This is a genomic window from Marinimicrobium sp. LS-A18, from assembly GCF_000463525.1.
Taxonomy (GTDB): domain Bacteria; phylum Pseudomonadota; class Gammaproteobacteria; order Pseudomonadales; family Cellvibrionaceae; genus Marinimicrobium; species Marinimicrobium koreense.
On the sequence record NZ_AWEP01000002.1, the window covers coordinates 887846 to 914062 of the forward strand.

The 26217-nt window shown below is 58.4% G+C and carries 21 protein-coding genes; 7 read left to right on the forward strand and 14 right to left on the reverse strand.

Annotated features, from left to right (window positions below; genetic code table 11):
- A complete protein-coding gene (locus tag N645_RS0103900; RefSeq protein ID WP_024460204.1) occupies positions 1-1431 on the forward strand; it encodes a DNA polymerase Y family protein in 1431 nt (476 codons plus the stop codon).
- 75 nt (positions 1432-1506) lie between these two features.
- Here the strand turns inward: N645_RS0103900 and N645_RS0103905 are convergent, their stop codons facing one another.
- Entirely contained in the window at positions 1507-4569 is a 3063-nt protein-coding gene (locus tag N645_RS0103905) for an efflux RND transporter permease subunit (RefSeq protein ID WP_024460205.1), read from the reverse strand.
- Positions 4570-4596: 27 nt separating this feature from the next.
- On the reverse strand, positions 4597-5718 hold the full coding sequence (locus N645_RS0103910; RefSeq protein WP_024460206.1) for an efflux RND transporter periplasmic adaptor subunit: 1122 nt from the start codon (positions 5716-5718) through the stop codon (positions 4597-4599).
- Between the two features lie 324 nt (positions 5719-6042).
- On the opposite strand from N645_RS0103910, the gene N645_RS0103915 reads away from it, so the two are divergent.
- On the forward strand, positions 6043-9144 hold the full coding sequence (locus tag N645_RS0103915) for an error-prone DNA polymerase (protein WP_024460207.1): 3102 nt from the start codon (positions 6043-6045) through the stop codon (positions 9142-9144).
- Between the two features lie 56 nt (positions 9145-9200).
- Here N645_RS0103915 and N645_RS0103920 read toward each other — a convergent pair whose 3' ends face one another.
- On the reverse strand, positions 9201-9803 hold the full coding sequence (locus tag N645_RS0103920; RefSeq protein ID WP_024460208.1) for a DUF938 domain-containing protein: 603 nt from the start codon (positions 9801-9803) through the stop codon (positions 9201-9203).
- Positions 9804-9842: 39 nt separating this feature from the next.
- A complete protein-coding gene (locus tag N645_RS0103925; protein ID WP_238559195.1) occupies positions 9843-11435 on the reverse strand; it encodes a fused MFS/spermidine synthase in 1593 nt (530 codons plus the stop codon).
- A 131-nt stretch (positions 11436-11566) separates the two neighbouring features.
- On the opposite strand from N645_RS0103925, the gene N645_RS0103930 reads away from it, so the two are divergent.
- Positions 11567-12232: a hypothetical protein gene (locus N645_RS0103930; protein ID WP_024460210.1), complete on the forward strand. Its 666-nt coding sequence runs from the start codon at positions 11567-11569 to the stop codon at positions 12230-12232.
- Between the two features lie 199 nt (positions 12233-12431).
- Here N645_RS0103930 and rimO read toward each other — a convergent pair whose 3' ends face one another.
- Positions 12432-13751: a 30S ribosomal protein S12 methylthiotransferase RimO gene (rimO, locus tag N645_RS0103935; RefSeq protein ID WP_024460211.1), complete on the reverse strand. Its 1320-nt coding sequence runs from the start codon at positions 13749-13751 to the stop codon at positions 12432-12434.
- A gap of 117 nt (positions 13752-13868) precedes the next feature.
- Here rimO and pabB point away from each other — a divergent pair, with 117 nt between their 5' ends.
- Positions 13869-15260, forward strand: coding sequence for an aminodeoxychorismate synthase component I (gene pabB, locus N645_RS0103940; protein WP_024460212.1), 1392 nt, complete (start codon positions 13869-13871; stop codon positions 15258-15260).
- A gap of 165 nt (positions 15261-15425) precedes the next feature.
- On the opposite strand, the gene thrH is transcribed toward pabB, so the two are convergent.
- The gene (thrH, locus tag N645_RS0103945) at positions 15426-16043 is read right to left on the reverse strand and encodes a bifunctional phosphoserine phosphatase/homoserine phosphotransferase ThrH (RefSeq protein ID WP_024460213.1); all 618 of its coding nucleotides are present in this window, start codon (positions 16041-16043) and stop codon (positions 15426-15428) included.
- A gap of 446 nt (positions 16044-16489) precedes the next feature.
- Here thrH and N645_RS0103950 point away from each other — a divergent pair, with 446 nt between their 5' ends.
- Positions 16490-17218: a phosphoadenylyl-sulfate reductase gene (locus N645_RS0103950; protein ID WP_024460214.1), complete on the forward strand. Its 729-nt coding sequence runs from the start codon at positions 16490-16492 to the stop codon at positions 17216-17218.
- A 53-nt stretch (positions 17219-17271) separates the two neighbouring features.
- Positions 17272-17610 carry a hypothetical protein gene (locus tag N645_RS0103955; RefSeq protein ID WP_024460215.1) on the forward strand — a complete coding sequence of 113 codons (339 nt, stop codon included), beginning with the start codon at positions 17272-17274 and terminating at the stop codon, positions 17608-17610.
- 189 nt (positions 17611-17799) lie between these two features.
- Here N645_RS0103955 and msrA read toward each other — a convergent pair whose 3' ends face one another.
- The 8 genes from msrA to N645_RS0103995 form a co-directional block, all read right to left on the reverse strand.
- A complete protein-coding gene (gene msrA, locus N645_RS0103960) occupies positions 17800-18447 on the reverse strand; it encodes a peptide-methionine (S)-S-oxide reductase MsrA (protein ID WP_024460216.1) in 648 nt (215 codons plus the stop codon).
- Positions 18448-18784: 337 nt separating this feature from the next.
- Positions 18785-19858: a protease SohB gene (gene sohB / locus N645_RS0103965; RefSeq protein WP_024460217.1), complete on the reverse strand. Its 1074-nt coding sequence runs from the start codon at positions 19856-19858 to the stop codon at positions 18785-18787.
- 54 nt (positions 19859-19912) lie between these two features.
- Entirely contained in the window at positions 19913-20566 is a 654-nt protein-coding gene (locus N645_RS0103970) for a hypothetical protein (protein ID WP_024460218.1), read from the reverse strand.
- A 15-nt stretch (positions 20567-20581) separates the two neighbouring features.
- Positions 20582-21385, reverse strand: coding sequence for an NAD(+) diphosphatase (gene nudC, locus N645_RS0103975; protein WP_024460219.1), 804 nt, complete (start codon positions 21383-21385; stop codon positions 20582-20584).
- Between the two features lies 1 nt (position 21386).
- Entirely contained in the window at positions 21387-23096 is a 1710-nt protein-coding gene (locus N645_RS0103980; RefSeq protein ID WP_024460220.1) for a hypothetical protein, read from the reverse strand.
- Positions 23097-23321: 225 nt separating this feature from the next.
- Positions 23322-24032 carry a DNA polymerase III subunit epsilon gene (gene dnaQ, locus N645_RS0103985; RefSeq protein ID WP_024460221.1) on the reverse strand — a complete coding sequence of 237 codons (711 nt, stop codon included), beginning with the start codon at positions 24030-24032 and terminating at the stop codon, positions 23322-23324.
- A 2-nt stretch (positions 24033-24034) separates the two neighbouring features.
- A complete protein-coding gene (gene rnhA / locus N645_RS0103990; RefSeq protein WP_024460222.1) occupies positions 24035-24472 on the reverse strand; it encodes a ribonuclease HI in 438 nt (145 codons plus the stop codon).
- A gap of 25 nt (positions 24473-24497) precedes the next feature.
- A complete protein-coding gene (locus N645_RS0103995; RefSeq protein WP_036159849.1) occupies positions 24498-25310 on the reverse strand; it encodes a class I SAM-dependent methyltransferase in 813 nt (270 codons plus the stop codon).
- A gap of 84 nt (positions 25311-25394) precedes the next feature.
- On the opposite strand from N645_RS0103995, the gene gloB reads away from it, so the two are divergent.
- On the forward strand, positions 25395-26180 hold the full coding sequence (gene gloB / locus N645_RS0104000; RefSeq protein WP_024460224.1) for a hydroxyacylglutathione hydrolase: 786 nt from the start codon (positions 25395-25397) through the stop codon (positions 26178-26180).
- The last annotated feature ends 37 nt before the right edge of the window (positions 26181-26217 follow it).

Here is a 26217-nt window from a genome sequence, read left to right on the forward strand (position 1 = left end):
ATGCTCTGGCTCTACCTCTGGCTGCCTCGACTGCAACTGGATACCCAGGCGCCGGACGACCCTGGCCCGGTGGCGGTTGTGGATGAGCGGGACAATCGGGTGGTGCAGATGAATGAACCGGCTTCCCGGGAAGGCATTACCCTGGGAATGGGCCTGGCAACCGCCGCAGCACTCTGCCGGGACGTGCAATTATTGCCGTACCAGAGCGCCCTTGAGATCCGCCGCCTGGAGGAACTGGCTCACGGGCTCTACGATATCTCGGGGGACATATCGCCGGACCCTCCCTGTGGACTCTGGCTTGGGGCCTCAAGGATGGTTAAATACCATAATGGATTCGACAACTATTGCAAAAAAATAAAGCATTTTTTGAGCTGCCGAAAGCTGTCGATGCAGGTGGCTTCCGGTTTTACCCCGCTGGCCGCCAAGCTGTTGGCTCATTCACCGGAAGTGCCGCTGGACCCATGCCCGGAAAAGCTCCGGCAGGTCATCCGGGACTGCCCGCTCAGCGCTACCGAACTGCCTGAACAGACTCAGACCCACCTGCAACGGCTCGGTATCAAAACCCTGGATGGGTTGCTGGTCATTCCCCCCAAGGACCTGTCCCGACGCTTTGACCGACCACTGGCCGAGTATGTGGGGCGACTCGTCGGCCACTTGCCGCACCCCCTGCCCTTTTATCAGCCGCCGGACTACTTCCGTCAGCACCGGGAGCTTCCCAGCGAACTGGAATCCAGCGACCAGTTGGCCCCCTGGGTTAAGCGGTTGCTCGACGAGCTGGAAGCCTTTCTCCATCACCGGGACCGTGTGGTCGAGCGAGTTGAACTGGCCCTGCAACTGCGCAACCTGGACCCACTGTCTCTGACCATCGGCGCCGCCCGGGGTGAATCCCGGGCAGAGCGCTGGCAGCCCCTGGTCCAGCTGACCCTGGAGCGCCACCCTCTGGAAGCCCCCGTGTGCGGTTTGACCCTGACCGCTCGCACGCTGCTGCCCCGCCCCGGCCAATCCGAAGACCTGCTCAATGAGCGTCACGGCGCCGCGATGGCGCCCGCCCAACTGGTGGCCCTGCTTCAGGCAAGGCTGGGGGCAGACCGGGTCCGGAGCCTGAGGGTGGCGGAGGATTTCAGACCGCTGCGCGCCAATATCGAATCCTGTCCTCTTGAGTCGTCGAAGCCCCCCTCCAAACGACGCAGCGACGACGCAGCTCAGCCCGCGCCTCCGGCCTTGCGCCCGGCTTTTCTGTTAGCGGATCCACAGGTGTACTCGCAGCCCCTTGAAATCATCGAGGGGCCCGAGCGGATTACCACCGGATGGTGGGACGGTGAGCCCCAGGTCCGGGACTATTACATCGTGCGCAATGCCCAAGGGCAATGGTGCTGGGCGTTTCGGGAACCGAACCGTCCGGGATGGTTTTTACAGGGGTATTTTGCCTAGCAAAGACAAAATCGCTTTAGAGAGCTTTGGGGCACAGTGGTTAATTTACCACCGAGCCCCAAAGAGCGGGAAGGCTCAAGCGGGATCCGCTTCACCATGGTAATCACGCGCCATCCACAGGTAGACAGCCGGGATGACAAACAGCGTAAACAGCGTCCCGATGGTCATACCGCTGGCGATCACGAGTCCCATCGCGAAGCGGGATCCAGCGCCTGCTCCCGTCGCAATCAGCAGCGGCACCATACCCAGGACGGTTGCGGCGGTAGTCATCAGAATAGGCCGCAAACGAATCGATGTCGCTTCCTCGATTGCGTCGCGTTTGTTCCTGCCTTCCTGTTGAAGCTGATTGGCAAACTCAACGATCAGAATGCCGTGTTTGGCAATCAGACCAATCAGCGCCAGCAGCCCAACCTGAGTGTAAATATTGATACTGGTCAGCCCTATGCTAATGAAGATAAGGGCGCCACAAATACTCATCGGCACGGTGACCATGATAATCAGGCTATCCCGGAACGACTCGAACTGAGCCGCCAATACCAGGAAAATCACCAATAGCGCAAAGAAGAAGGTAACCACCAGTTGCTGCCCTTCTTGCTTGAGCTGCCTCGATTGACCGGCATAATCAACACTGAAGCCTTCAGGCATAACTTCAGACGCAATACGATCAAGCTCGCCCAAGGCATCCCCGAACGCGACGCCCGGCATCGGTACGCCACTGATGGTAACCGCGTTCAACTGCTGAAAGCCGTTTAGTGACCGAGGCTGAACCGAAGACTCCAGTGTTACCAGCGATGAGAGCGGTACCAGCTCCCCTTCGCGGTTACGCGTGTAATAGTCCTCCAGCTGACTCGGATTCAACCGTTCAGATCGTTCAACCTGGGGAATAACCCGGTAAGAGCGGTTATCCAGTGAGAAACGACCCACATAGCCGCCGCCGGTCAAGCTGCCGAGGTCCGCAGCCGCCCGCTGCATATCGACCCCCATCAGCGCGGCTTTCTCGCGATCAATTTCCACTGTTTCACGAGGGCGGTCAATCTTCAGGTCGCTGTCAATAAAGATGAACTTACCGCTTTGTTGGGCCTGCTGGACGATCTCATCGACCACTTCGTCCATCACCTGGTAGGGCTGGGTTGAGCCGACCACAAACTGGATGGGCGGACCACCGCCCCCCGGTGAAGGCAGAGAAGGCGGCACGGTAGCAAACACATTCACGCCCGGCAGATTATTCAGGAACGGTTGTATATCGTTCTGCAGAATCTCGTCCGTACTGCGCTCCCGCTGGTCCCAGGGCGCCATAACAAAACCCGCAATGCCGACATTAGTGCCACTGGTGCCATTGATGATAAACAGATTTTCCAGCTCGGGAATATCTTCCATCAATTGTTCAATATGCCGGGTATTGATTTCCAGATAGTCGAGAGTAGCGTAGGCGTCAGCGGTCGCCTGGGAAAAGACAAACCCTTGATCCTCCGCCGGCTCAAGCTCGGCCCGACTGGAAACGAACAGGAAATAACAGGACACAAGAATGATGGCGGCAAATACCAGAACCACTGGCATGCTGTTCAGAGTGCCGTGAAGTGTGCGCTGGTAACGCCCGCGTAACTTCTCAAAACGATCGTCCAGCCAGACTTCCAGCTTTGGACGCTCACCACCTGCGTCCCTTGAGCGCAAAATCTTCGAGCACATCATCGGCGACAGTGTGAGCGCCACGACCCCTGAGAGCACCACCGTTGACGCCAGGGTAAAGGCAAATTCAACGAACAGCACTCCTGTCAGGCCACCCACAAAGCCCAAAGGAATAAACACCGCCACCAGTGTCGTGGACATGGCCACAATGGGCCAGGCCAGTTGCTGGGCGCCCAGCAGGGACGCATCCAGACGTGACATGCCCTCTTCCACGTGACGCTGAATGTTCTCCAGCATGATGATCGCGTCGTCCACGACGATACCGATCGCCAGCACCATGGCCAACAGTGTCAACAGGTTAATGGAGAAACCCAGAATCCACATAAGGAAGAAAGTGCCCACCAAGGAAAGCGGTACAGCCACAGCCGGCACGATGACACTGCGCACCGACCCGAGAAAGGCGTAAATCACCAACACCACAATGATCAGTGCGAGAACAATGGTGATGACCACCTCGTCAATCGCGCTCTCGATATACTCTGTGGAATCGTAGGGAATATCGGCGCTCAACCCCTCTGGTAGCTCAGGAATAATATCGTCATCCCAGACGTCGCGCACCCGGGCAATCACATCTAGCGCGTTGGAGTCCGGGGAAATTTCAATGCCGATGAAGGTCGCCGCTTCACCATTGAAACTGACCGATGAGTCGTAGCTCTCGGCCCCGAGCTCTACCTTTGCCACATCCCGCAGCCGCACAATGCTGTCGCCATTGGAGCTGACCACCAGGTTTTCAAATGCTTCTACACTGCGCAAATCAGTACCGGCATTCAGGTCAATCGCCACCATCTGCCCTTTGGTTCGACCCAGTGCGGCCAGCACGTTGTTGGCCCGCAGTGCAGTCGATACTTCCGACCCGGTCAGCCCAAAAGCCGCCATCTGCTGCGGATCGAGCCAGATGCGCATCGCAAACGTCCGGGCACCCAGTATTCGGGCACGCTGTACCCCCTGAATGGTCGCCAGCTGTGGTTCGACCACCCGCACCAGGTAGTCGGTAATCTGGTTGTTATCCAGAAGATCACTATAAAAGGACAGATACATGGCGGCCGTATCCTGCCCCACTGACAGGGTTACGACCGGATCTTCGGCATTCTCTGGCAGTTGTGAACGCAGCGCGTTGACCTGAGCGGCAATCTGGGTCAAGGCCTCATTCGGGTCATAATCCAGGCGCAGAAAGGCCTGGACGCTGCTCACTCCGGCCGAAGAGGTGGATTTGACGTAGTCGATCCCTTCCGCCGCGGCCACTTCCCGCTCCATGGGCTTGGTGATAAAGCCCTGGATCAGGTCGGCATCGGCGCCAATATAGGTCGTCGACACGGTAACCACCGCGTTCTTGATTTCCGGGAATTGGCGAACATTGAGATCAAATCCGGCACGCGCGCCCAGTAACAGTAAAAACAGGCTGACCACTGTCGCCAGCACTGGCTTGCGGATAAATGCATCTGTAAACCGCATTGTGTAGCTCTCCTTAAGGCTGGCCTATTATTCGTTAACAGTGTCAGGGCTCTGTTCAGACGATGGCTGCAATGCGGGGTCATCATTGATATTCACCAAGGCATTGTTGCTCAACTTGAGCAGCCCTGAGGTAGCGATTTGCTCACCGACCGCCAGCCCATCGACAACCTCTACGAGATCTCCTCGTTGTTCGCCAGTTTTGATGAAACGACGCTTGACGCGAGTTTTATCTTCCTCATCAGAGTAAACGACGTACACGGAATTACCATAGGGATCGAACTGTACTGCTGTTTGGGGCAGCACTTTCACTTCTCGAGGCTCCCCCATGGTCAGCGATACCCGACCAAACATTCCCGGACGCAGCTTCTGCTCTGGATTTTCCAGCGTCGCCTGGACCGTAAAGCTGCGAGTGGCTTCGTTGATTGAAGGCTCAATGGCCGTTACTTCACCTGTGAATGTGTCATTGCTGTAAGCATCCACACGAACACTCACTGGCTGCTGTACAGAAACCGTGGCAAGCTCTCGGGCAGGCAAAGTGAACTGCAGATAAATGGGATCCAGCGCCTGGACCGCCACCACCGGACTGCCCGCCGACACATACTGACCGACATTCACCTGACGTATACCCGACAACCCTGCAAAAGGCGCACGGATCATTTTCTGACGAATACGGGCCTTCTGTGCCTCCAGCGAGGCCTGAGCCTGCTGCGCTTCACTCTGCCGTCGCTGCAATTCCGACTCGGAACTGTTGCCCTCCTCAAATAACCGCTGATAGCGCTGCAAATCCAGTGACGCCAACCGCTCCGCGGCTTCAAGGCGCTTGAGTTCGGCTCGATCAGTCTCAGTATCCAGGGATACCAGTAGTTGACCCTCTTCCACCGGTTCACCATTCTCAAAGTGTACTTCGGTGACAATCCCACCCACTTCGGTAGTCAGCTGTGCGCCATTCACCGCTCTGAACGACCCCACGGCCGTTGTTGAACGGCTCCAGGTCAAAGCCTCAACCTCAGAGGCGGTGGTGGCAATGGCCTGCTCCGGCATATTGGCAAAATACTGGCCCATCATGTAATTGCCGAACGCCTTCCAGCCAAAGATGAGACCGAAAGCAATGCTTACAGCCACCAACATTATGATCATTCGTTTGGTCATGCGTGTGCTCCCTCTACTCCTGAATCGCGCGTCGCGAAGGTATCTGGACTCTGAAACGTAGCCTGTTCCGGAGCCTGGTTTGCCGGCACCGGAGCATTCAGTGAAACCCTGGAAAAGCTCTGTTGAACCCTGTAGCCGAACGGATACGCGGGGGTGGGCTCTTTAGATGTGGGCAAAGCTTACAACAGAGGCCTGCAAAGGTACACGGTTGTTACAGAATCTTACATTCCCGCGCTGGCGGCTACGCGGTGTCACTGGATCACTTGCATCTTTTTACACACCAGATTACTGTACGTACAAACAGTATTTGATTGAAGTGTAACCATGAGCTATGCCGAACTCGTCTGCCAGAGCAATTTCTCCTTCCTGGAGGGCGCCTCTCATCCTGAAGAACTGATGAACCGGGCCGACGAACTGGGCTACCGGGCCCTGGCGCTGACCGACGAGTGTTCGGTGGCCGGTGTGGTGCGCGCCTACGCCGAGCACCGCCGGCTGGGCTCAGAGACCCGCCTGATCGTCGGCAGTCGGTTGCGCCTGCCCCCCGGCCTGGACCTGGTGCTGCTCTGCCCGACCCGCCAGGCCTATGCCGAGCTTTGCCGGATCATCAGTAACGCCCGACGGCGAAGCCCCAAAGGACAGTACCAACTGGAGAAGTGGGATCTGAAATCCATCCAGCACGGGTTGTTGTTATGGCTGCCTTGCGGCGATAGCACACTGGACCAGCGCTGGGGCCAGTGGCTGAAAAAACACCACGAGGGCCGGCTCTGGCTGGGCGTGCGGCGCCATCTGACGCACCGGGAGCACCGGATGATGGCCCACTGCGAGCAGCTTGGTCAGGATCTGGCTGTGCCCTTGTGCGCCTGCGGTGAAGTGCTGATGCACCGGGCCGAGCGGCTGCCCCTACAACAGGTGCTCACCGCCATTCGGCTGGGCACCACCGTTGCCAAGGCCGGCCGCAAGCTCTGCCCCAATGCCGAACGGAGCCTGCGCAGTCACGCCAAACTGGAAAAACTGTTCAAGCCCGAGTGGCTGGCCGAAACCTGCCATATCGCCGAGCGCTGTACCTTTGATCTGGGCGAGCTGCGTTACGAGTACCCGGCGGAACTCGTCCCCCCGGGGCAAACGCCCTTCTCTTATCTGTGTGAGCTGGTGGAACAGGGCGTTCAGAAACGGTTTCCCGAAGGGCCCGACGAAACGGTCCGAGCGACGATCGACAAGGAACTGGATCTGATCGACAGCCTCGGCTACGCGCACTTCTTCCTGACCATCCACGACCTGGTGGTGTTCGCACAACGGCGCGGTATCCTCTACCAGGGGCGGGGCTCAGCCGCCAACTCGGTGGTCTGTTACTGCCTGGAAATCACCGCTGTCGACCCGAGGCACATCAAAGTTCTGTTTGAGCGTTTTCTGTCCAAAGAGCGCAATGAACCGCCGGACATTGATGTGGACTTCGAGCACGAACGGCGCGAAGAAGTGATCCAGTACATTTATGAAAAATACGGACGCCCCCGGGCAGCCCTGGCCGCCACCGTTATCCGCTACCGGTTCAAAAGTGCGCTGCGGGATGTGGGTAAGGCGCTCGGTATCGGTGAATCCCACCTGGACTTCCTGATTCGCAACGTTAACCGGCGGGACCGGGACAACCAGTGGGAGCAACAGGTAAGCGATATAGGGCTGGACCCGGAATCCGGAACCGCCCAGCAACTGGTGCAGTTGGTCAATGAGCTGCGCGGTTTTCCCCGCCACCTGTCGCAACATGTGGGGGGCTTTGTCATTTCCTCCGGCCCGCTCTACGAGCTGGTCCCCATCGAAAATGCCGCCATGACCGAGCGCACGGTCATCCAGTGGGACAAAGATGACATAGAAACCCTCGGACTGCTGAAGGTGGATGTTCTGGCATTGGGCATGCTCACCGCCCTGCGTAAAAGTTTTGATCTGGTCCGCCAGCACTGGGGCCGCTCACTGAGCCTTTCCGAGCTGACCGGCGCCATGGACGACCCGGCGGTTTACCGGTTGATTCAGAAAGCCGATACGGTGGGACTGTTTCAGATTGAATCCCGGGCTCAGATGTCCATGCTGCCACGCCTGAAGCCGGCCTGCTATTACGATCTGGTGATCCAGATTGCCATTGTCCGGCCCGGTCCGATTCAGGGCGGCATGGTCCATCCCTATCTGAAACGCCGCAATAAAGAAGAGGTCGTGGACTACCCCTCCGAGGAAGTCAGAGGCGTTCTGGAGCGCACTCTGGGGGTACCGATTTTTCAGGAGCAGGTCATCCAACTGGCCATGGTGGCCGCCGGATTCACCGGCGGGGAAGCCGATCAGTTGCGGCGCGCCATGGCGGCCTGGAAGAAAACCGGTGAGCTGGAAAAGTTTCACGACAAACTGGTCGATGGCATGGTGGCCCGGGGCTACACCAACGAGTACGCAGAGCGTATCTATCAACAGATTTGCGGCTTTGGCGAATACGGTTTTCCCGAATCCCACTCCGCCAGCTTTGCCCTACTCGCCTATGCCTCGGCGTGGCTGAAACACCACTACCCCGAAGCGTTCTACACCGCACTGCTGAACAGCCACCCCATGGGCTTCTATTCACCGTCGCAGTTGATCCAGGACGCCCGCCGTCACGGGTTGGAGGTGCGACCGGTCTGTGTGAATCGTTCGGAGCGGGATCACGGCCTCGAAAAGACCGATCAGGGTTGGGCCATTCGGCTCGGTTTCCGATTGGTCAAAGGCCTCTCTGAGGCTGGCATGACTCAGCTTGTGGCACAGCCCCGCCAGAGCGAAGAACGCCGTTTTCAACAGGTGTCGCAACTGAAAGCCGACGGTTTCAGTCAGCGGGACCTCGAAGCGCTGGCCAGTGCTAATGCCCTGCATGACCTCAGTGATAACCGCTACCAGACCCGCTGGGCACTGATGGACCAAAGTCATTCACTGCCTTTGTTTGCCCATCTTGATGAACCAGACAAGGCGGCCGAACCCGAGGCGGACTATCTGACAGCTCCAAGTGAGTTGGACAACCTGGTGGAGGATTATGCAAGCACCGGGCTGACCCTGAATCGTCATCCGATCACTCTTCTGGATGAGGCTGGCGCTATCGGTCGCTTTACCCGGGCCAAGGACTTGTGCACCCGGGAGCACAAGTCCATGGTGGCCGTCGCCGGTGTGGTAACCGGACGACAGAGTCCCGGCACCGCCGCCGGAGTCACCTTCATCACCCTGGAAGACGATACCGGCAACAGCAATGTCGTGGTCTGGCTGGCAACGGCCCGCGCCCAAAAACAGGCCTACCTGACCGCCCGGCTATTGAAAGTCCACGGGATTCTGGAGCGGGAAGGTGAAGTCACTCACGTGATCGCCGGTCGCCTGGAAGATCTCAGCCACCGTCTGGATGCCCTGTCCACCCGGTCCAGGGACTTTCATTAAACCATCACCGGCATTAAACCATCACTGGCATTAATCAATCACTGATCTCAATCGTGTTACTGACGCACAAATACCAGGCAGCGATTGTTGGCGGGCAGCTCAAGGGTTTCGGTCAGTTCCAGTCCGCGTTGCCCGGCTTCTTCGGCGACCGTCTGTCGATTGCGGATGCCCCGGTGTGGCGCCTGGGTTTTCAGCCACTGGTCGAACTCGGCGTTGCTGTCGCTGGTGAACTCACCCTGCTCGTTGAAGGGGCCGTAAACCACCAGCAGGCCGCCGGGAGGCAGAATCCGCGCGCACCCGTCCAACAGGGAGAGCACCGCCTCCCAGGGCATGATATGAAAGGTATTGGAGGTAAACACCGCATCGGTGTGCTCGATCGGCCAAGGAGACTGCATGGCGTCGAGCGCCAACGGTGGTTTCAGGTTGCTACCGAAATAATCCGCCAGCCAGGCCCGAATGCCTTCATGGTGTTCCGGTAAGTCGCTGGTCTGCCAGGTCAGGTGCGGCATGGCCGCCGCAAAATAGACCGCATGTTGGCCGGTACCGGTACCGACTTCCAGCACATGGCGAAAGGTCGCGAAACGCGGCGCAAGCACCGACAGAATGGGCTGTTTATTGTTCTCGCAGGCTTGAGAGAATGGTTTGTCGACGACCGCCATAAGAACGACTCCAGCACGGTGAAAGAAACCTATTGTATCTCAATAAAACAACACTGACTCACCGACCCGGTCAATCAACAGATTCCGGTAGTACTCCGCCTTGGCAATATGCAGTGTTTCCAGAGGGTTGAAGTCATCCGTAATCACCAGCTCTGTATCGCCCGTAACGCTCACCTCCCGGGCCTGCAACCACTGGCGAGACACTGCGGGGCCACTGAGTTCCAGAGGGTCATCCGACACCACGAACACAAAGTCATTGAAGGTGGCCTCCGGTGAGGAGACAAACGTACGCCGATGCTCAAACACCTGATCCAGGGTGTTGGCCACGGCCTCCACCGGGGTGCGCTCCCCATCATGGGTCAAGCCGACAAAGTTCAGTGCCAACACACCGCCGGGCTTCAGGCGGGCTTTCAGCGTCTGGAACATCTCAAGGCTCAACAGATGAATGGGCTCTGCGCCGCCGGTAAAGCAATCGTGCACAATCAGGTCATAGCGTTGTTCAAGTTGCTGTATCCGATAGCGCGCATCGCCCACCACGACCTCGCCCGTCGGTTCAAAGCTGAAGTACTGTTGCGCGGCATGAGCCACCGCCGGGTCAATTTCAATGGCGTCGGTGCGTACACCGAAGCGGGCGTAGGTATTGACCAGGTGGCCACTGCCCAGGCCCACCAGCAGCGCCGAGTCCCCGGCCGGGTGAAACCGGGGCAGTTGACCGACAACCTGCTGATACCCCAGAAGGCCCAACCCGGTCTCCAGATCTTCCGCACCAATCGTCGAGCCACCCGACATCAGCCAGCGTATACCGCGCTCCGGCTGATCAATGACCCGGACCCAGCCGTAATGGGTTTCCGCTTCGAAGACGACGTCCGAGCCGGGGTAATCCCGCTCACCAATCGAAGTGCCAACTCCCAGCAAGAGCGCCGCCGCCAACACCCCCGTGGACACGCCCCAGACCAGCAGCGAATGCCCGGACCTCAAGCGCTGACGCTCATAGAGTGCCAATACAAACGCCATGATCAGCATCAGCAAACTCAGGCTGACCACGATGGCCTCGGTTCCAAACAGCGGCAACAGAAAAAACCCGAGAAAGAGCGTGCCCAGTACACTGCCCAGCGTACTGATCGCGTAAACCGTCCCGGCAGTTCGCCCCACCCGCTCAAGGCCCTGGGTGACAGTCTTGATGACATACGGGCCCACCATTCCCAATGTCAGCAGACAGGGGGTAAACAGGATCAGCGCACTGAGCAGCGCCCCACCCCGCAGTCCAAAGCCATTACTGGCGAGCTGCACCGGTTTGCTCAACAAGGGAATCACCCCAATCAGCACCCCCGTCACCAGAAGGATGTGGGACAGCCGCAACCAGGGTGCGGTGTCGGCAAGACGTCCACCCACCAGGTAGCCCACAGAGAGCGCCAGTAAGGCGGTGGACAGCAGCGACGACCAGACAATCATGCTCACCCCGTAGTAAGGGCCGATAATGCGCGTACCGAGCAGCTCGATCATCATGACGGTCGCGCCAGTGAGACTGGCGGTGACATAAAAGAGCCACCGATCCATCCGGGTCAACGGCGGATGACCTGGCGTCGCGTTGGGAGATGTTTGTTGGGAGTTGGTCTGCCTGCGTTTGGACACGTTCCATGACCTCTATTATTGTTGTATTGCGAATAGTTGGCCGTAGACTATAAGAAGTTCTGGACGCTGCCAACGTGACCTTCTGTTTTTGTGGTCTGGTTCGCAAGCGGTGAAAAGTATCAGGAGGTATTGTGCGTCGATCTGCATCCATTCTGGCCTGGCTCAATTGCCTGATACCACTACTGGCCGTTACCGGTGCCTACAGCTTAGCGCTGTACCAACAGGCCGCACCGGCGTGCAATCCCTTCCTCGACGGCTGCACCTCCATCAGCCGAGCGGCCCGAAGCGGCGATGCCATTTTCCTGTTTCGCGGCCTGATGATGCCGCTCAGCATGCTGCTGGTGCTTTACTGGCTGCTTCAGTGGCAGTGGTTGAACCAGCGCATAGGCCCACGCCGCCGACACACCGCCGCACTCTGGCTCGGTATCATTTCCGCCCTGGCGCTGGTGCTGTATACAAACTACCTCGGGACCGGGAGTGGTTTCTACGAGTTCATGCGCCGCACCGGCATCATTTTCCATTTCGCCTTTGCTTTACTGGCCCAGTTGATTTGCGTGCAGTCGCTGTTCAGCGCCCGGAATCGACTCCCGGCCGAAATCATTACCCCGGTTCGCTGGCAGTTTGCCCTGGTGTCAATTCAGTGGTTGTGGGGCGCAGTATCCTTGGCGGTGGATATCACTCTGCCCGCGTTCGAGTACGAAGCAAAGAACGTGATCGAATGGAATTTCGCCTGGGCAATGGTGGGGTTTTACGGTGTGAGCGGCTGGATCTGGTGGAGGCATCCACCGCAACCGTAAGTAGCTATGGAGAGGATAGCATTCATACGTCAGAAGCGTTCTAAGAAGCCCGGCGCCGGCAAGGAACACCGGTTGCAGACCCGCCGTGAACCCATCCTTGGGGGCTTCTCGTCGGCATCCATGCCTTCGAGAGTCTGCAACCGGTGTTCCTTGCCGACGCCTCAGTGCCACATTAGATTTTTGTGACTCCGCATAAGTGCTAGATCACAGAACCCCAAAGATCGTATTCGTCCGCCTGCTCAATGATAACCTGAACTTTATCGCCCGGTTGCAGGCCTTCGGCGCCATTCAGGTAGACCAGGCCGTCAATTTCCGGAGCGTCGGCGTAACTGCGACCGATGGCGCCCTCTTCATCAACCTCATCAATCAGCACTTCCAGAGTGCGACCGATCTTGGCCTGAAGTCGTTGGGCGGAAATTTTCTGCTGTACCGCCATAAAGCGGTCGAAACGCTCCTGCTTGATCTCATCCGGCACCGGGTCCGGCAGCTCGTTGGCCGCCGCCCCTTCCACCGGTGAATACTGAAAGCAGCCAACGCGGTCAAGCTGTGCCTCTTCCAGAAAATCCAGTAACTGCTGGAAATCCTCTTCCGTTTCACCGGGAAAGCCGACGATAAACGTGGAGCGAATGGTCAGGTCTGGCACCTGTTCGCGCCAGCTCTTGATCCGTTCCAGGGTTTTCTCGACCTGGCCCGGGCGCTTCATCAGTTTGAGCAGACGCGGACTGGCGTGCTGGAACGGAATATCCAAGTACGGAAGGATTTTGCCTTCCGCCATCAGCGGGATCACCTTATCGACATGGGGGTAGGGGTAAACGTAGTGCAGGCGTACCCAGACACCCAACTCCCCCAGGGCCTCGCACAATTTGAGCATGTCGGTTTTGAGCGGGCGGCCGTCCCAGAAGTCGGTGCGGTATTTCACGTCCACACCATAGGCAGAGGTATCCTGGGAGATCACCAGCAGTTCCTTGACGCCCGCTTTGACCAGGCGTTCGGCTTCACTCATCACCTGCCCGATCGGGCGACTGACCAATTTGCCGCGCATGTCCGGGATGATGCAGAAACTGCAACTGTGATTGCAGCCCTCGGAAATTTTGAGGTAGGCGTAGTGCCGTGGCGTGAGCTTCACGCCCTGGGGCGGCACCAGGTCCACAAAGGGGTTGTGGTCCTTGGCCGGCGGCAGGTGCTGGTGTACCTGATCGAGGACTTTTTCATAGGCGTGGGCGCCGGAAATACCCAGTACGCCGGGGTGCACTTCGCGGATTTCATCTTCCTTGACCCCCAGGCAACCGGTCACCAGCACTTTGCCGTTTTCCTTGAGCGCCTCACCGATGGTGCCGAGGGATTCCTCCACCGCGCTGTCAATGAAGCCACAGGTGTTCACAATCACCATGTCCGCATCGTTGTAGGTCGGGACAATCTGATACCCCTCGGTGCGCAACTGGGTCAGAATGCGTTCAGAATCGACCAGGTTTTTCGGGCAGCCAAGACTGACAAAACCAACGGTGGGCGTGTGTTTCATAAGACAAACTCGTGCGGGGGCGAAAAAGGCCGCTATTGTAGGCGTTCCGGACCCGGATTGCATGGGGTTCCCGTGCTAGAATGCCGCTTTTCCCTGAATGAGCCGTAGTTTGATTCCATGAGGCCCAGCCCACGCGTCTGCTCCCTGCCCTATTTCGTCGATAGTGCCCACTGGTTTGCCTGCCTGGCGGACTGGGAGGCTCCGGTCTGGCTGGACAGCGGGCATCCGGGAAGCCACTACGGCCGCTTCGATATTCTGGCCGCCGAACCCCACACACAACTCACCTGTCGGGGCACCCATTGTGATATTCAACCACGTGGACAACCGTCAGAGCGCCGGGAATCCTCGCCCCTGGATGTGGTGCGCGAGTTGATGCCAGCCCCGCTGAGCCCGCTCGCGGAGATTCCCTTTGCGACCGGTGCCATCGGTTATTTTGGCTACGACCTGGCCCGCCGCCTGGAACGCCTGCCGGAGCAGGCCGCCGCAGACATCACTCTGCCGGACCTCTGGCTGGGGTTTTATGATTGGGCCGTAGTGCAGGACCACCAGACCGCCCAGGCCTATCTGGTCACGCGGCCCGAACAAGACATTGAGCCACTTCGTGCTCGCCTGCTGGCCCAGACACCGGAAAAAGCACTTGAGAACTTTCTTGAAGAAACCGGAAACCGCTTTATTATCAATACGTTCAAAGCGGAACTTAGCGCAGATTCTTACCACAAAAAACTCGACCGCATCCTCGACTACATCCACGCCGGCGACTGCTACCAGATCAACCTCGCCCAACGATTTCATGCCGACTACCAGGGCAATCCGGCTCGCGCCTTCCTGGCCTTGCGGCAGGCGCTGCCCTCCCCGTTTTCCGGCTTTATCCCTCTGGCCGACGGGGCGGTAGTCAGCCTGTCTCCCGAGCGCTTTATCGCGCTGCACGATGGACAGGCGGAAACCCGCCCGATCAAAGGCACCGCGCCGCGCCGGAGCGACCCGGAGGCCGACCGGGCTGAGGCGCAGGCCTTGGCCCAGAGCGCCAAAAACCGGGCGGAAAACCTGATGATTGTCGACCTGCTGCGCAACGATCTGAGCAAAAGCTGTCACAACGTTCGCACACCCAAGCTGTTCGAACTGCAGAGTTTTGCCAACGTTCATCACCTGGTCAGCACGGTCACCGGGGAGCTGAACCCCGACGCCGACGCCCTGACACTGCTCGGCGGGAGCTTCCCCGGCGGCTCCATTACCGGTGCACCGAAAGTCCGGGCCATGGAAATCATCGAGGAGCTGGAGCCGGTTCGACGCTCGGTGTATTGCGGCAGCCTGGGCTACTTGAGCGCCGACGGCAATATGGATACCAGCATTGCCATCCGCACCCTGGTCTGCAATCAGGGACGTATTTACTGCTGGGGCGGCGGCGGTATCGTAGCGGATTCTGAGCCCGAGTCAGAATACGAGGAAAGCTGGAATAAAGTGCGGGTACTGATGGAAACGCTGGAGCGGGAGTTTTCCGACAAGGCGTGAGCGGCGCCCCGTGGGTGTTTTGTATGTTTGGTTTTGGTTGCGGCGGATGCGGGCTGCGCCCTTATCCGCCCTACGGCCGAGCGCAGCGGTATAAACCTGCGTAGGGCGGATAAGCGCAGCGCATCCGCCGCCAAGTCACCTTCACGCTGACACCACAAAAACGCCCTACAGCGCCAAATCCCGATTACTGGCCGCAATAAAGGCCTTCTTCAGGTCTTCGTAATTGTGCACCGCCGGGAACTGGGGGAACTCGTCAATGACGTTCTGCGGCGCATGGAACAGAATGCCGGCATCCGCCTCACCCAACATGGTGGTGTCATTGTAGGAGTCGCCCGCCGCTATCACCCGGTAGTACAGCGTTTTCAGCGCCAGTACGGATTGGCGCTTCGGATCTTTCTGACGCAGCGTGTAATCCGCCACCTTGCCATCCTCATTCACCTGAAGGCGGTGACACAGCAACGTGGGGAAACCGAGCTGGCGCATCAACGGCTGGGAGAACTCGTAAAAGGTATCGGAAAGAATGATGACCTGAAAGCGCTCGCGCAACCAGTCCACAAACTCGGGAGCACCATCCAGCGGCTTCAACTTGGCAATGACCTCCTGGATTTCATTCAATCCCAGGCCATTTTCCTCCAGAATGCGCAGGCGTTGCTTCATCAGCACATCGTAATCCGGAATATCCCGGGTGGTCGCTTTCAGCTCTTCAATACCCGTAACCTTGGCAAACTCAATCCAGATTTCCGGAACCAGAACCCCTTCGAGGTCGAGACAGGCTATTTCCACAATTACCCCCGCAGTGTATTGACAGTCGCCCGGACAGAGCCCGGAAAATGCGGGCAAATTTACCGGTTTGCCTGCCGAAACGCAACTTGCTTCCCCTCCTCCTGCGCGTATTGTGACTCCGGGGTTTTCACGTGGAACATAGATCCAGAAAGCATATCAATCCACGAATAATTAGCACAAAAGTTATTTTTTCATCGTTACTTTATGACCATTTTGTTGATTTTTTATTCGATATGTGGGGTTTTCACCCAACAAAACCACTAGATGCTGTGCATTACGTGGCCAAATTGATGAAACTTTGCCCAATGTTCCACGGAGCACTCCATCGGACACATAGGGGCAAACAGTGATGGAATAACCTCATAAAGACTGGGTATTAGGAAGTTATTTCGGCCTCTGGTATTCTTCTCCGCCGTGATCAGCCAACCCCAGCCATGGAATTATCAATGTCGAGCGAACTACTCAATACCGTCGATCTGGACGCCGAACTGCAACAGGCCTCGCCCCAGAAAATCCTGGAATTCGCCCTGAGCGAGTTCGACAACATCGTCGTCTCTTTCAGTGGTGCCGAGGACGTCGTTCTGGTGCACATGGCCCACCAGATACGTCCGGACATCAAGGTATTCGTGCTGGATACCGGACGCCTGCACGCCGAGACGTACCGCTTTATTGAGCGGGTGCGTGAGCACTACAAGGTCGATATCGATGTCCTTTCACCCGACGGAGAGGCCGTTCGCGAGCTGGTGCGCAAAAAAGGCCTGTTCAGTTTCTACCAGGATGGCCATCAGGAGTGCTGCGGCATCCGCAAAATCGGCCCGCTTCGCAAGAAGCTGCTGGAAGTCGACGCCTGGGTTACCGGGCAGCGCAAAGACCAGAGCCCGGGCACCCGCAACGGCATTCCGGTCATTCAGGACGATAAGCTGTTTGCCCGCCCCGGCGATCGGCTGGTGAAATTCAATCCCCTGGCCAACTGGAGTTCCCAGCAGGTTTGGGACTATATTCGGGCTATGGAGATTCCCTACAACGAGCTGCACGACAAGGGTTATGTCTCCATCGGTTGCGAACCCTGCACACGCCCGATTGGTCCGGGGCAGCACGAGCGGGAAGGCCGCTGGTGGTGGGAAGAATCAACCAAGAAAGAGTGCGGGTTGCACGCTGATAACGTCAAGTCGTGACGTGATAGCAGGCCGGGCGAGACAATGCTCCGAGAACGCCACGAGGTAAGCTTATGACCATCACGCTGGTAAAAAAGATACTCAAAGACGGCTCGCCCTGCGCGAAGTGCGCGGACGTCCTGCAGAAGCTGGAAGAAAGCGGCCATATGAGTCGCATCGACGACATTCTGGTGGCGGATGAACGCGACCCGAACAGCCCGGGGATGCAACTGGCCCGCCAGTACCAGGTCGACCGGGCACCCTTTTTCCTGGTCGATCATGAGGACGGTCAGGATCCGGTGATCTATACGGTGTATCTGAAATTCGTCCGGGAGGTGCTGGAGCAGGAGGCGTCAGAGTCGGACGAGCTGAAGGAAATCATGAAGGATAATCCGGATCTGGATTTTCTGTAATCTTCGCCGCAGACAGGCGTTTTTTGGCACTGCATGGGTGCCCTTGTTTGGTTCTGGTTACGGCGGATGCGCGCTTCGCGCTTATCCGCCCTACGGGTGCACGGCACGTAAAGTAGGGCGGATAAGCGCGAAGCGCGCATCCGCCGAAACATTCCTCCACACTAATACCAATACGTCGCATTGAGCCGATCAAGGCGCTGGACAGCTAACGCCGGTACCACCCAACCCGCAATAACCACCCGGGTTTTTGGCCAGATATTGCTGGTGATAAGGTTCAGCATAGTAAAACGGGCCGGCCGGCTGGATCTCTGTGGTTATCTCTCCCCTGCCCCGCTCCTCAAGCGCGGCCTGATACCGCTCCCGACTCTGCTCCGCCGCCGCTTGCTGCGTGGCATTCTGGGTGTAAATTCCGGAGCGGTATTGGGTACCCCGATCATTGCCCTGGCGCATGCCTTGGGTAGGATCGTGATTTTCCCAGAAGGTTTTGAGAATGCTGCTGAGCGGCGCAACGGTGGGGTCAAATACCACCAGGACGACTTCGTTGTGTCCGGTGTAGCCGGAGCAGACTTCTTCGTAGGTAGGATTGGGGGTATAACCGGCGGCGTAACCGACGGCGGTACTGTAGACGCCAGGCAGTTGCCAGAAGCATCGCTCGGCGCCCCAAAAACAGCCCATGCCAACAACAATCTGTTCCAGCCCTTCCGGGAAAGGTGGCTGCAGTGGCGTACCTTTGACAAAGTGTTTGGCATTGTCGCCGTCGAGTTTCATCGCCTCATCACGCCCTTTCAAGGCCTGATCCCGCGTGGGCATTTCCAGCTTTCTCGTACCAAAAAACATCTCTACACCTATTTCCGATCAGTACTTGTGAGCGTTTATCACGTCCGCTGGCTGAGGGAGTATGGCCTTTGGAGACCCGCCGTGAATACATCCCTGTAGGCTTCTCGTCGGCTCCCTGCCTCCGAGAGTCTCCAAAGGCCATACTCCCTCACCCAGCTCATTGCCAACCTTAGACAGTCGGGGATCCAGAATAGTTGTTATTGGCACGGAGGCGTCAGCGGGGTACACCGTTTGGAGACTCTCGGAGACATGGATGTCGACGAGAAGCCCCCATGGATGGGTTCACGGCGGGTCTCCAAACGGTGTACCCCGCTGACGCCGGACCACGAAGTATGCCTCAGAACCAGCGCTGGTTATTGGAGCGCTGCCACCAACGTAACAGAAGCCGATCAACCGCACCCTCGGTGGCCATACCGAGCTTTTCCGGGAGCGACTTCTTGTGCACAAAACTGACTTCAAACACATCGGACTTCTCGGCCAACTGTACCAGATACTCATCACTGGTTTTCAGCTCATCAATCAGCTTCACCGACTGCGCGCGACGACCAAACCAGATCTCCCCGGTGGCCACCTTATCGATCTCCACCTGAGGGCGGTGCTCCGAAACGAACTCCTTAAACAGAATGTGGGTGTCTTCGAGGTCCTCCACAAACTTGTCCCGGCCCTTCTTCGTGTTCTCACCAAACATGGTGACGGTACGCTTGTACTCGCCCGCGGTAAACATCTCGAAATCGATGTTGTTCTTTTTTAGCAACTTGTGGAAATTCGGTAACTGGGCCACCACGCCGATCGAGCCCAGTACCGCGAAAGGGGCCGCCAGAATCCGGTCCGCTACGCAGGCCATCATATAGCCGCCGCTGGCCGCCACCTTGTCCACGCAGACGGTCAGGGGAATATGGCGGTCTCGAATCCGGGCCAGTTGGCTGGACGCCAGGCCGTAGCTGTGCACCAGGCCGCCGCCGCTTTCCAGCTTGACTACCACTTCGTCCGAAGGGCGGGCCAGGCTCAGTACAGCGGTGATTTCTTCTCGCAGGCTGTCAGTGGCCGAGGCTTTGATGTCGCCGTTGAAGTCCAACACAAAGACCCGTTTTTTATCGCTGTCCTTCGGTTTGCCATCGCTTTTGGCATGGGCTTTGAGGGCTTTCTTTTTCTCGGCTTGCTCTGCCTTTTCCTGCTTTTTTTCGGCCTTGGCGTCGGCTTTGCGCTCCGCATCATCCAATGCCGCCTGCTTGAGCGCGTGGGTCATATGCTTGAAGCGGTCGTTCAGTTTGACGACTTCAACCTGCCCTTTATCGCCCCGCTTCCGGTTTTTGCTGCCAGCGGCTGCCACCAGCCCGGCGACAAAACCGATCGCAATCACGACCGTTATTACCTTGGCTAGAAACAGCCCGTACTCATTGATGAATTCCAAAGCTTCACTCCGTTATTTGGTGGTCTTCTTTTACGTTTTCTCTCGGTAGATCGGTCACTCCCAGACTGACAACGCCTGTCGGGCCGGATCATTCAACGGTCGCGCCAGCAAGCCGGACGATGACAGACGCACCTCAAACAGTGCATTGTCCGCCATGGGTACAAAGGTCGCACTGCCATAGCGGGCGTCAACCACCGGGAACCAGGCCGGGTTGCGATTGACCAGGGCCCATAGGTCCGGCCCCCAGGCACTTTGCTCCAGACTGTAGACGGTGCGCTCGGCGCTGCGCTCATCGTTCAGGGTGTAGTATCGGCCACTGAGCCGATCCAGCCGGTAGCCGGGTTTAATACCCAAGCCACCCAAGAATCCTTGCCACTTGATGATGCGTGCATCCAGTTGCCATTGGTCTCCGCGGAGCTCAAAGGTGTCCTCTTCGCCGTTGTTGTGCACCAGTGTCGCTCTGAACCGCTGATCCCCGAGCTGTTTGAGGCTCAAGGTGGCGACAGGTTCCTCCTGTGCCATCTGCCGATAGCTGAAGAGGTCCAGCGCTGCCAGGGCCAACACCAGAGCCAGAACCAACAGGCCCAGCCCGACGAAGCCCCGCAAAAAACCCATCAGCCAGTGCCGACGGGCCAGCAGGCGCAAGGCGGCATAGACCAGTATCAACCCGAGAAGAATGATGGCGATTGAAAAAATCGTGTAGAACATGAGAGTTTCCTAGTCTCAGGAGCGCTTATTGTGCTGCTGCGCGACAAAATCCGCAATCAACTGTCCGGCGATGGTCTGCACAGGAGGCGTGACGGGCAGCTTGTCATAGCGCCACCAGTTGGCCTCCACAATTTCATCGCCGTCCACCCGTATCTCCCCCGAGTCGTACTCCGCATGAAAGCCCAACATCAGTTGTCCGGGGAACGGCCAGGGCTGACTGGCGAAATAACGCGGCGCCTTGATGGTCAGCCCCACCTCCTCCATGACCTCGCGGTGTACGGTATCTTCAACTCGCTCGCCTATCTCAACAAACCCCGCCAGCGCCGTGTGGATACCTTGGCGCGAGCGCGCGTGGCGGGCCAGCAGACACTGATCGCCACGGGTAATCAGCGTGATCATACAGGGGCTCAGGCGGGGGTAAAAACGCAACTCACAGCGCGGGCACCGATGGGCGGGTTCGCCGGCAGGCATGGGTTCAGTCGGGCCACCGCAGCGCCCGCAAAAGCGGTGCTCCAGCCGCCACCGGGACCATTGCAGAGCATTGCCCACCAAGAAAAACAGCCGATCGTCCAGCAGCCCCAGTTGAGTTCGCAGACCCAGCCATTGGCAGCCTTCTATAATTGGTGCGTCCAGGAGGTGCAGCGCATAGAGTGAGAGACCCTCCCAGCGACCGAGGAAATCGCAATCCGTCGTCGCCACCCAGGGTTCCGCTTCAGCCGCATCCAGGAGTCTCAGGCGACCGGGCTGGTCGCAAAGAACGGTGCCGTCCCCTACCAACAGATACCGACGGGAATGATCAGCATGGGAGTCATCCGCCACTTCAGTTCACCGGATAGCCCAGAGCCGCCAGGCTTTCCTCGGCAACCTGGAGGACACTGTCATCGGTATTACGATCCTGACGCAGACTGTCTATGTAATACTCGAGGCTGATGATGGCATCGGCAAAATTCTCCAGCATATGGCGCACCGCCGCCGGCTGCTCACTCTTGAGCAGTGACTCTTCGATAAAGCGCGAGCAGGAGTGCAGCACCGCCGCTGAGCGTGGACGGTTCAGCAGGATCATACCGCCGCGGATGGTGGTCAGGGTGGTGGCCACATTCTTGATGTGCCCGACATCGTAGTTTGATTCGGCATAGGAGGTCAGCGCCCGTTTGATCATGGCCAGGCCGGACTCGGCCTCTTCCAGCACCAACTCTTCCGCCTCGGCGAGCTGACTGTTGGCAATGATCTCGTCCCGGGAGGTCGCATTCAACTTGGCTAACCGCTCATCGGAGAGGTTCATTTTACCCAGTCCCGACACGGAGCTTTCGATGTACAAGAGCGTGTCGGCGACGGCAAGCAGCTCGTCGGGATCGATGGTCTCGTCGGACTTCTGCCAGCGTTGTATTTTCTGGATTTCCTCTTTCAGGCTGTTACTGGGCGATACCAGCCCCACCACCGACAGAATGTCCGCCACTTTTTTGAGGGTTTCCAGCAGCTCCGGGCTTTCGCGCAACAGTTCGGTGCCGCCCTGGGCGGCCCGCTCGAGAATGTTTTTGGTGCTGCGCAGCTCGTCTTTCAGGACTGCGCCCATGGAGTTGATGGTGGCCGCACTCGGGCCCTTGAGGAATTCCAGCTCCCGCACCAGCTCCGCATCCGTATAAGGCAGCGGCTCCAGGCCGTAGGCTTTCACCACTGCATCGGTGCGCGTGCCGCTGGCCCGCGACAAGGCAATCAGATAGAGCATTTCCTTGAGCAGCGACGGCTCTGGAGGTTGCTCAAGTCCCTCGGGGCCGGCAGACTGAAGTTGTTTGATATGGCGATCCAGGGCGCTGAACAGACGTTTACGGCCGACGCCGATATCCATGTTGGCGGCCCGCAGCGCCTCGAACATCGCTGCGGCCACCCACCACAGGCCCGCCCGGGGGCGACCGTGGCTGATGGATTCCAGGCGCTCCATCGCCCGCCCCATCATGCCCAGTGAGGCCCGTTGCTGTTTGTTCTGAAGCAGGTTGACCAGACCCACCTGATACATGTGCCGAAGCCGGCGCACCAGCGGCGGCAGATCTTCCCCGAGTACAGTGCTGCTCTGCCCCGTCCCCGAATAAATGGGTTCCGGTTCCAGGGTATAGAAGTAGCTCTCCGGTAATGGGGGGGCTTTACGAAGCTGACGCAACTCATTGATATGAGGGATCAGAAGCACCGCCATGCTCCGGGAGGTCTGCAGGCAGTACTCGAGATAGCGCGGCAGGATGAAAAAAGCGGACGTCAGCACGTCCAGCTTGCGATTGGTATTCTGCTCTTCCCCCAGCGGGATGTCGGTGATCTGCTCAACCAGCTCCTGGGCCAGCAAGTCAACGCCTCGCAGTTGCAGGAGATTCAGGGTGCCGCTGATCTGCTTGATGCCATCGATACAGTTCTGGAGGAGCTCTCCGTTATTGCGATCGGCGGCAAACTCCTCCAATCGGACGGCGGCCTGCTCAATGGTGGCGACCAACTGATCCTGAACCAGTTTCAGGGAATTGAGGTTGACGTTTTCAGTGCTGCTCACTGCCGCTACCTTTTCTTGTCATGATTTCAGCCCTTGCCCCGAACAACCGTTGAGAGTCCAACGGGGCCGCCCGGGAGGCGCTTTCCGGGGAACAGCGCGCTATTACTTGTTGTTATGGGACACAATTGTTGTGGGAAACAATGTAACCCAAGTCCCCCTATTTTTCACACAAATTTGAACAAAGCAACGTAAGCCACTAAGAAATCAGCAAATTTGGGACTTTGATCAATCTTGCCAGAGCACCTGCCCAGCACTTTTCTCGATCGCCTCGAGCTTCGCGCGATGGGCGGCCAACTCTTCATCGCTGGCGCGAATCACCGGTGTCGGTGTCCGCTGGGCCGACAGGGGGCGCCGCTCCTGCCCGGAGCTGTCATTGCCGCTGCCCGCCGATGAACTTCCTCCCAGAGACAGTGCCGTCTGGCCACCGGTCATCAGCAGGTAAACGTCGGCCAGAATCTCGGCATCCAACAGGGCGCCGTGCAGCTCGCGCTGGGCATTATCCACGCCATAGCGCTTGCACAGCGCATCCAGGTTGTTTTTCTGCCCCGGGTGCTTGCTCCGGGCGAGGACCAGGCTGTCGATCACGCCGCAACGACGGGTAATAGAGCCAAACCGGGCATTCCACTGTTTGAGTTCGTGGTCGATAAAACCGATATCAAACGGCGCGTTGTGAATCACCAGCTCCGCACCATCGACAAAGGCCACAAAGTCTTCAACAATCTGCGCAAACACCGGCTTGTCCGCCAGCATCTCATTGGTGATACCGTGCACCTCCATCGCGCCGGCATCCACTTCCCGCTCCGGATTGATGTACTGATGATAATGACGTCCGGTCAGCTTCCGGTTGACCAGCTCCACACAGCCGATTTCGATGATTTTGTGGCCCTGGGAGGGCTCCAGACCCGTCGTTTCGGTATCCAGTACGATCTGTCGCACGCTCAACTCCTCAATTCGTCAATGCCGCGGTTGGCCAGCTGGTCTGCCAACTCGTTCTCCCGGTGTCCACTGTGCCCCTTGACCCAGCGCCAGTCAATTCGATGGGTCTGTACCGCCCGATCCAGCGCCTGCCACAAATCGACGTTTTTGACGGGCTTTTTGGCGGAGGTTTTCCAGCCGTTGCGTTTCCAGCCCTTCATCCACTCGCTGATGCCCTTACGCACATACTGAGAGTCCGTGGTCAGGACCACCTCACAGGGCTCCCGCAGGGCGTCGAGTGCTTCAATGGCCGCTCGCAGTTCCATCCGGTTGTTGGTGGTCTCGGCTTCACCACCGTACAGGCTCTTTTCCTGACCGTTGAAGCGCAGTAGCGCTCCCCAGCCACCGGGCCCGGGGTTCCCCCGGCAGGCACCGTCCGTAAATATCTCAACTTTTTTCAAACTATCACCAGCAATTCATTGATTTTCAATACTTTTGATCTTTTCTCATGGGCTGGGCGCCCAGCCCCGGCAACGACGATGGGCGCCGCTCCCACGCGGGTTTGACAGGAACCGCACCACCCAGCTCCTTGCAGGCAAGCACTTGATAGAAGGCGCCTCCCGGGAGGTGCAGCCTTTTACCCCACTGGTCACACCATTGTAAACGACGCAAAGCGCCGGGATGCTGCAACGCCGGGCGGTAAAACCCACGCTGAACGCGGTCCGGCTCAAGATCCAGCAACTGCAGCCAGTCCAACAAACGTCCAAGCCTCAACGGCTGATGGCGCCAGAGCGCGTGCCGGCTGAACAGGCGTGCGACGTGGCGGGTGAGCCCGAAGCCACTCCAGGGATTGAATCCCACCACAACCAGACATCCCCGGGGGATCAAGACCCGTTGAGCCTCTCGTAGCAGCTGATGGGGCGTCGGACTGAAATCCAGTGCGTGGTGCAACACCACCAGATCAACCGACCCGGAAGGCAGCGGCAGCTGTCGGGGGTCGGCGATCAACGACGACAGTGAACCGGCCCCGGCATCACTGAGGGCAATCGTCACGCGATGGGTGATCCGGCTGCTGCCGGTCATATCCAGCGCTGGATCGACACCAATCTGCAGCAGATGGTAGCCAAACAGGTCCTGCAGCGCGCCCTCGAGGGTGAGCTTCTCAGCCGCCAACATCGCCCGCCCGAGAGGGGTACCGAACCAGGCCGCCATTTCCCGGGCCGACTGATCCGCCGGCGGCACGCCAAAACGCTGCCTCCGCCAAGCCCGAACCCGGCTCAGGAACTTGTCTGAAGTCATAGTAATCGCCCCACTCGGCGGTTGCGCAGGCATCCGCTATGCTGAGAGTATACTCGCTTAACCCCATGAAAACAGGAGCCTTTAATGCGCGAACCCATTGGTATTCCCGCACTGGACAGCAACTATTTCTGGCTGCTGCCCGTGGACGATACCCCGGAGTGCCAGAGTGGCGACGTGTATCTGATCGATCCCGGCGACGCCCAACCGGTACTTGAAACACTGAAGCGGGAGAAATTCAGACTCAGAGGCATCCTGATCACCCACCACCACTGGGATCATACCGACGGATTGGACGGGATCCTGAGCCGCCTGAAAGTCCCGGTGTATGGCCCGGACTCAGTACCTCAAGTGAACCAGGTCGTGAAAGACGGTGATCGGTTGGAACTGCCGGGCCTGACCCTGTCAGTCATGGCCGTTCCCGGCCATACGCTGGACCACCTCGCCTACTTTCAGGCGGCGACACAAGAAGCTCCCCCGAGGCTGTTCTGCGGCGACGCCCTGTTTGCCGCAGGCTGCGGCCGACTGTTTGAGGGGACCCCGGCGCAAGCACAGACGTCTCTGGACAGGCTCAACACGCTGCCGGGCAAGACCCGGATCTACTGTGCCCATGAGTACACTCAGACCAACCTGCGTTTTGCCCTGTCGGTGGAGCCCGACAATGCGGCCGTGCGCAAGCGTCTGGGCCATGTCAGCGAGTTGAGAGCCAGCCACCGACCGACCCTTCCCAGTGAACTCTCCCTGGAGCGGGAGACCAACCCCTATTTGCGCACGGACGCCCCCTCCCTGGTGAGCGCTCTGGGTCTGCCCCCCAATACCGAGCGGTCAAGAGTCTTTGGGGAACTGCGCTCCAGAAAAGACCGGTTTCGTTAGTCTGCAGGGAAACCCGGATGAACGGCGCGCCACATCC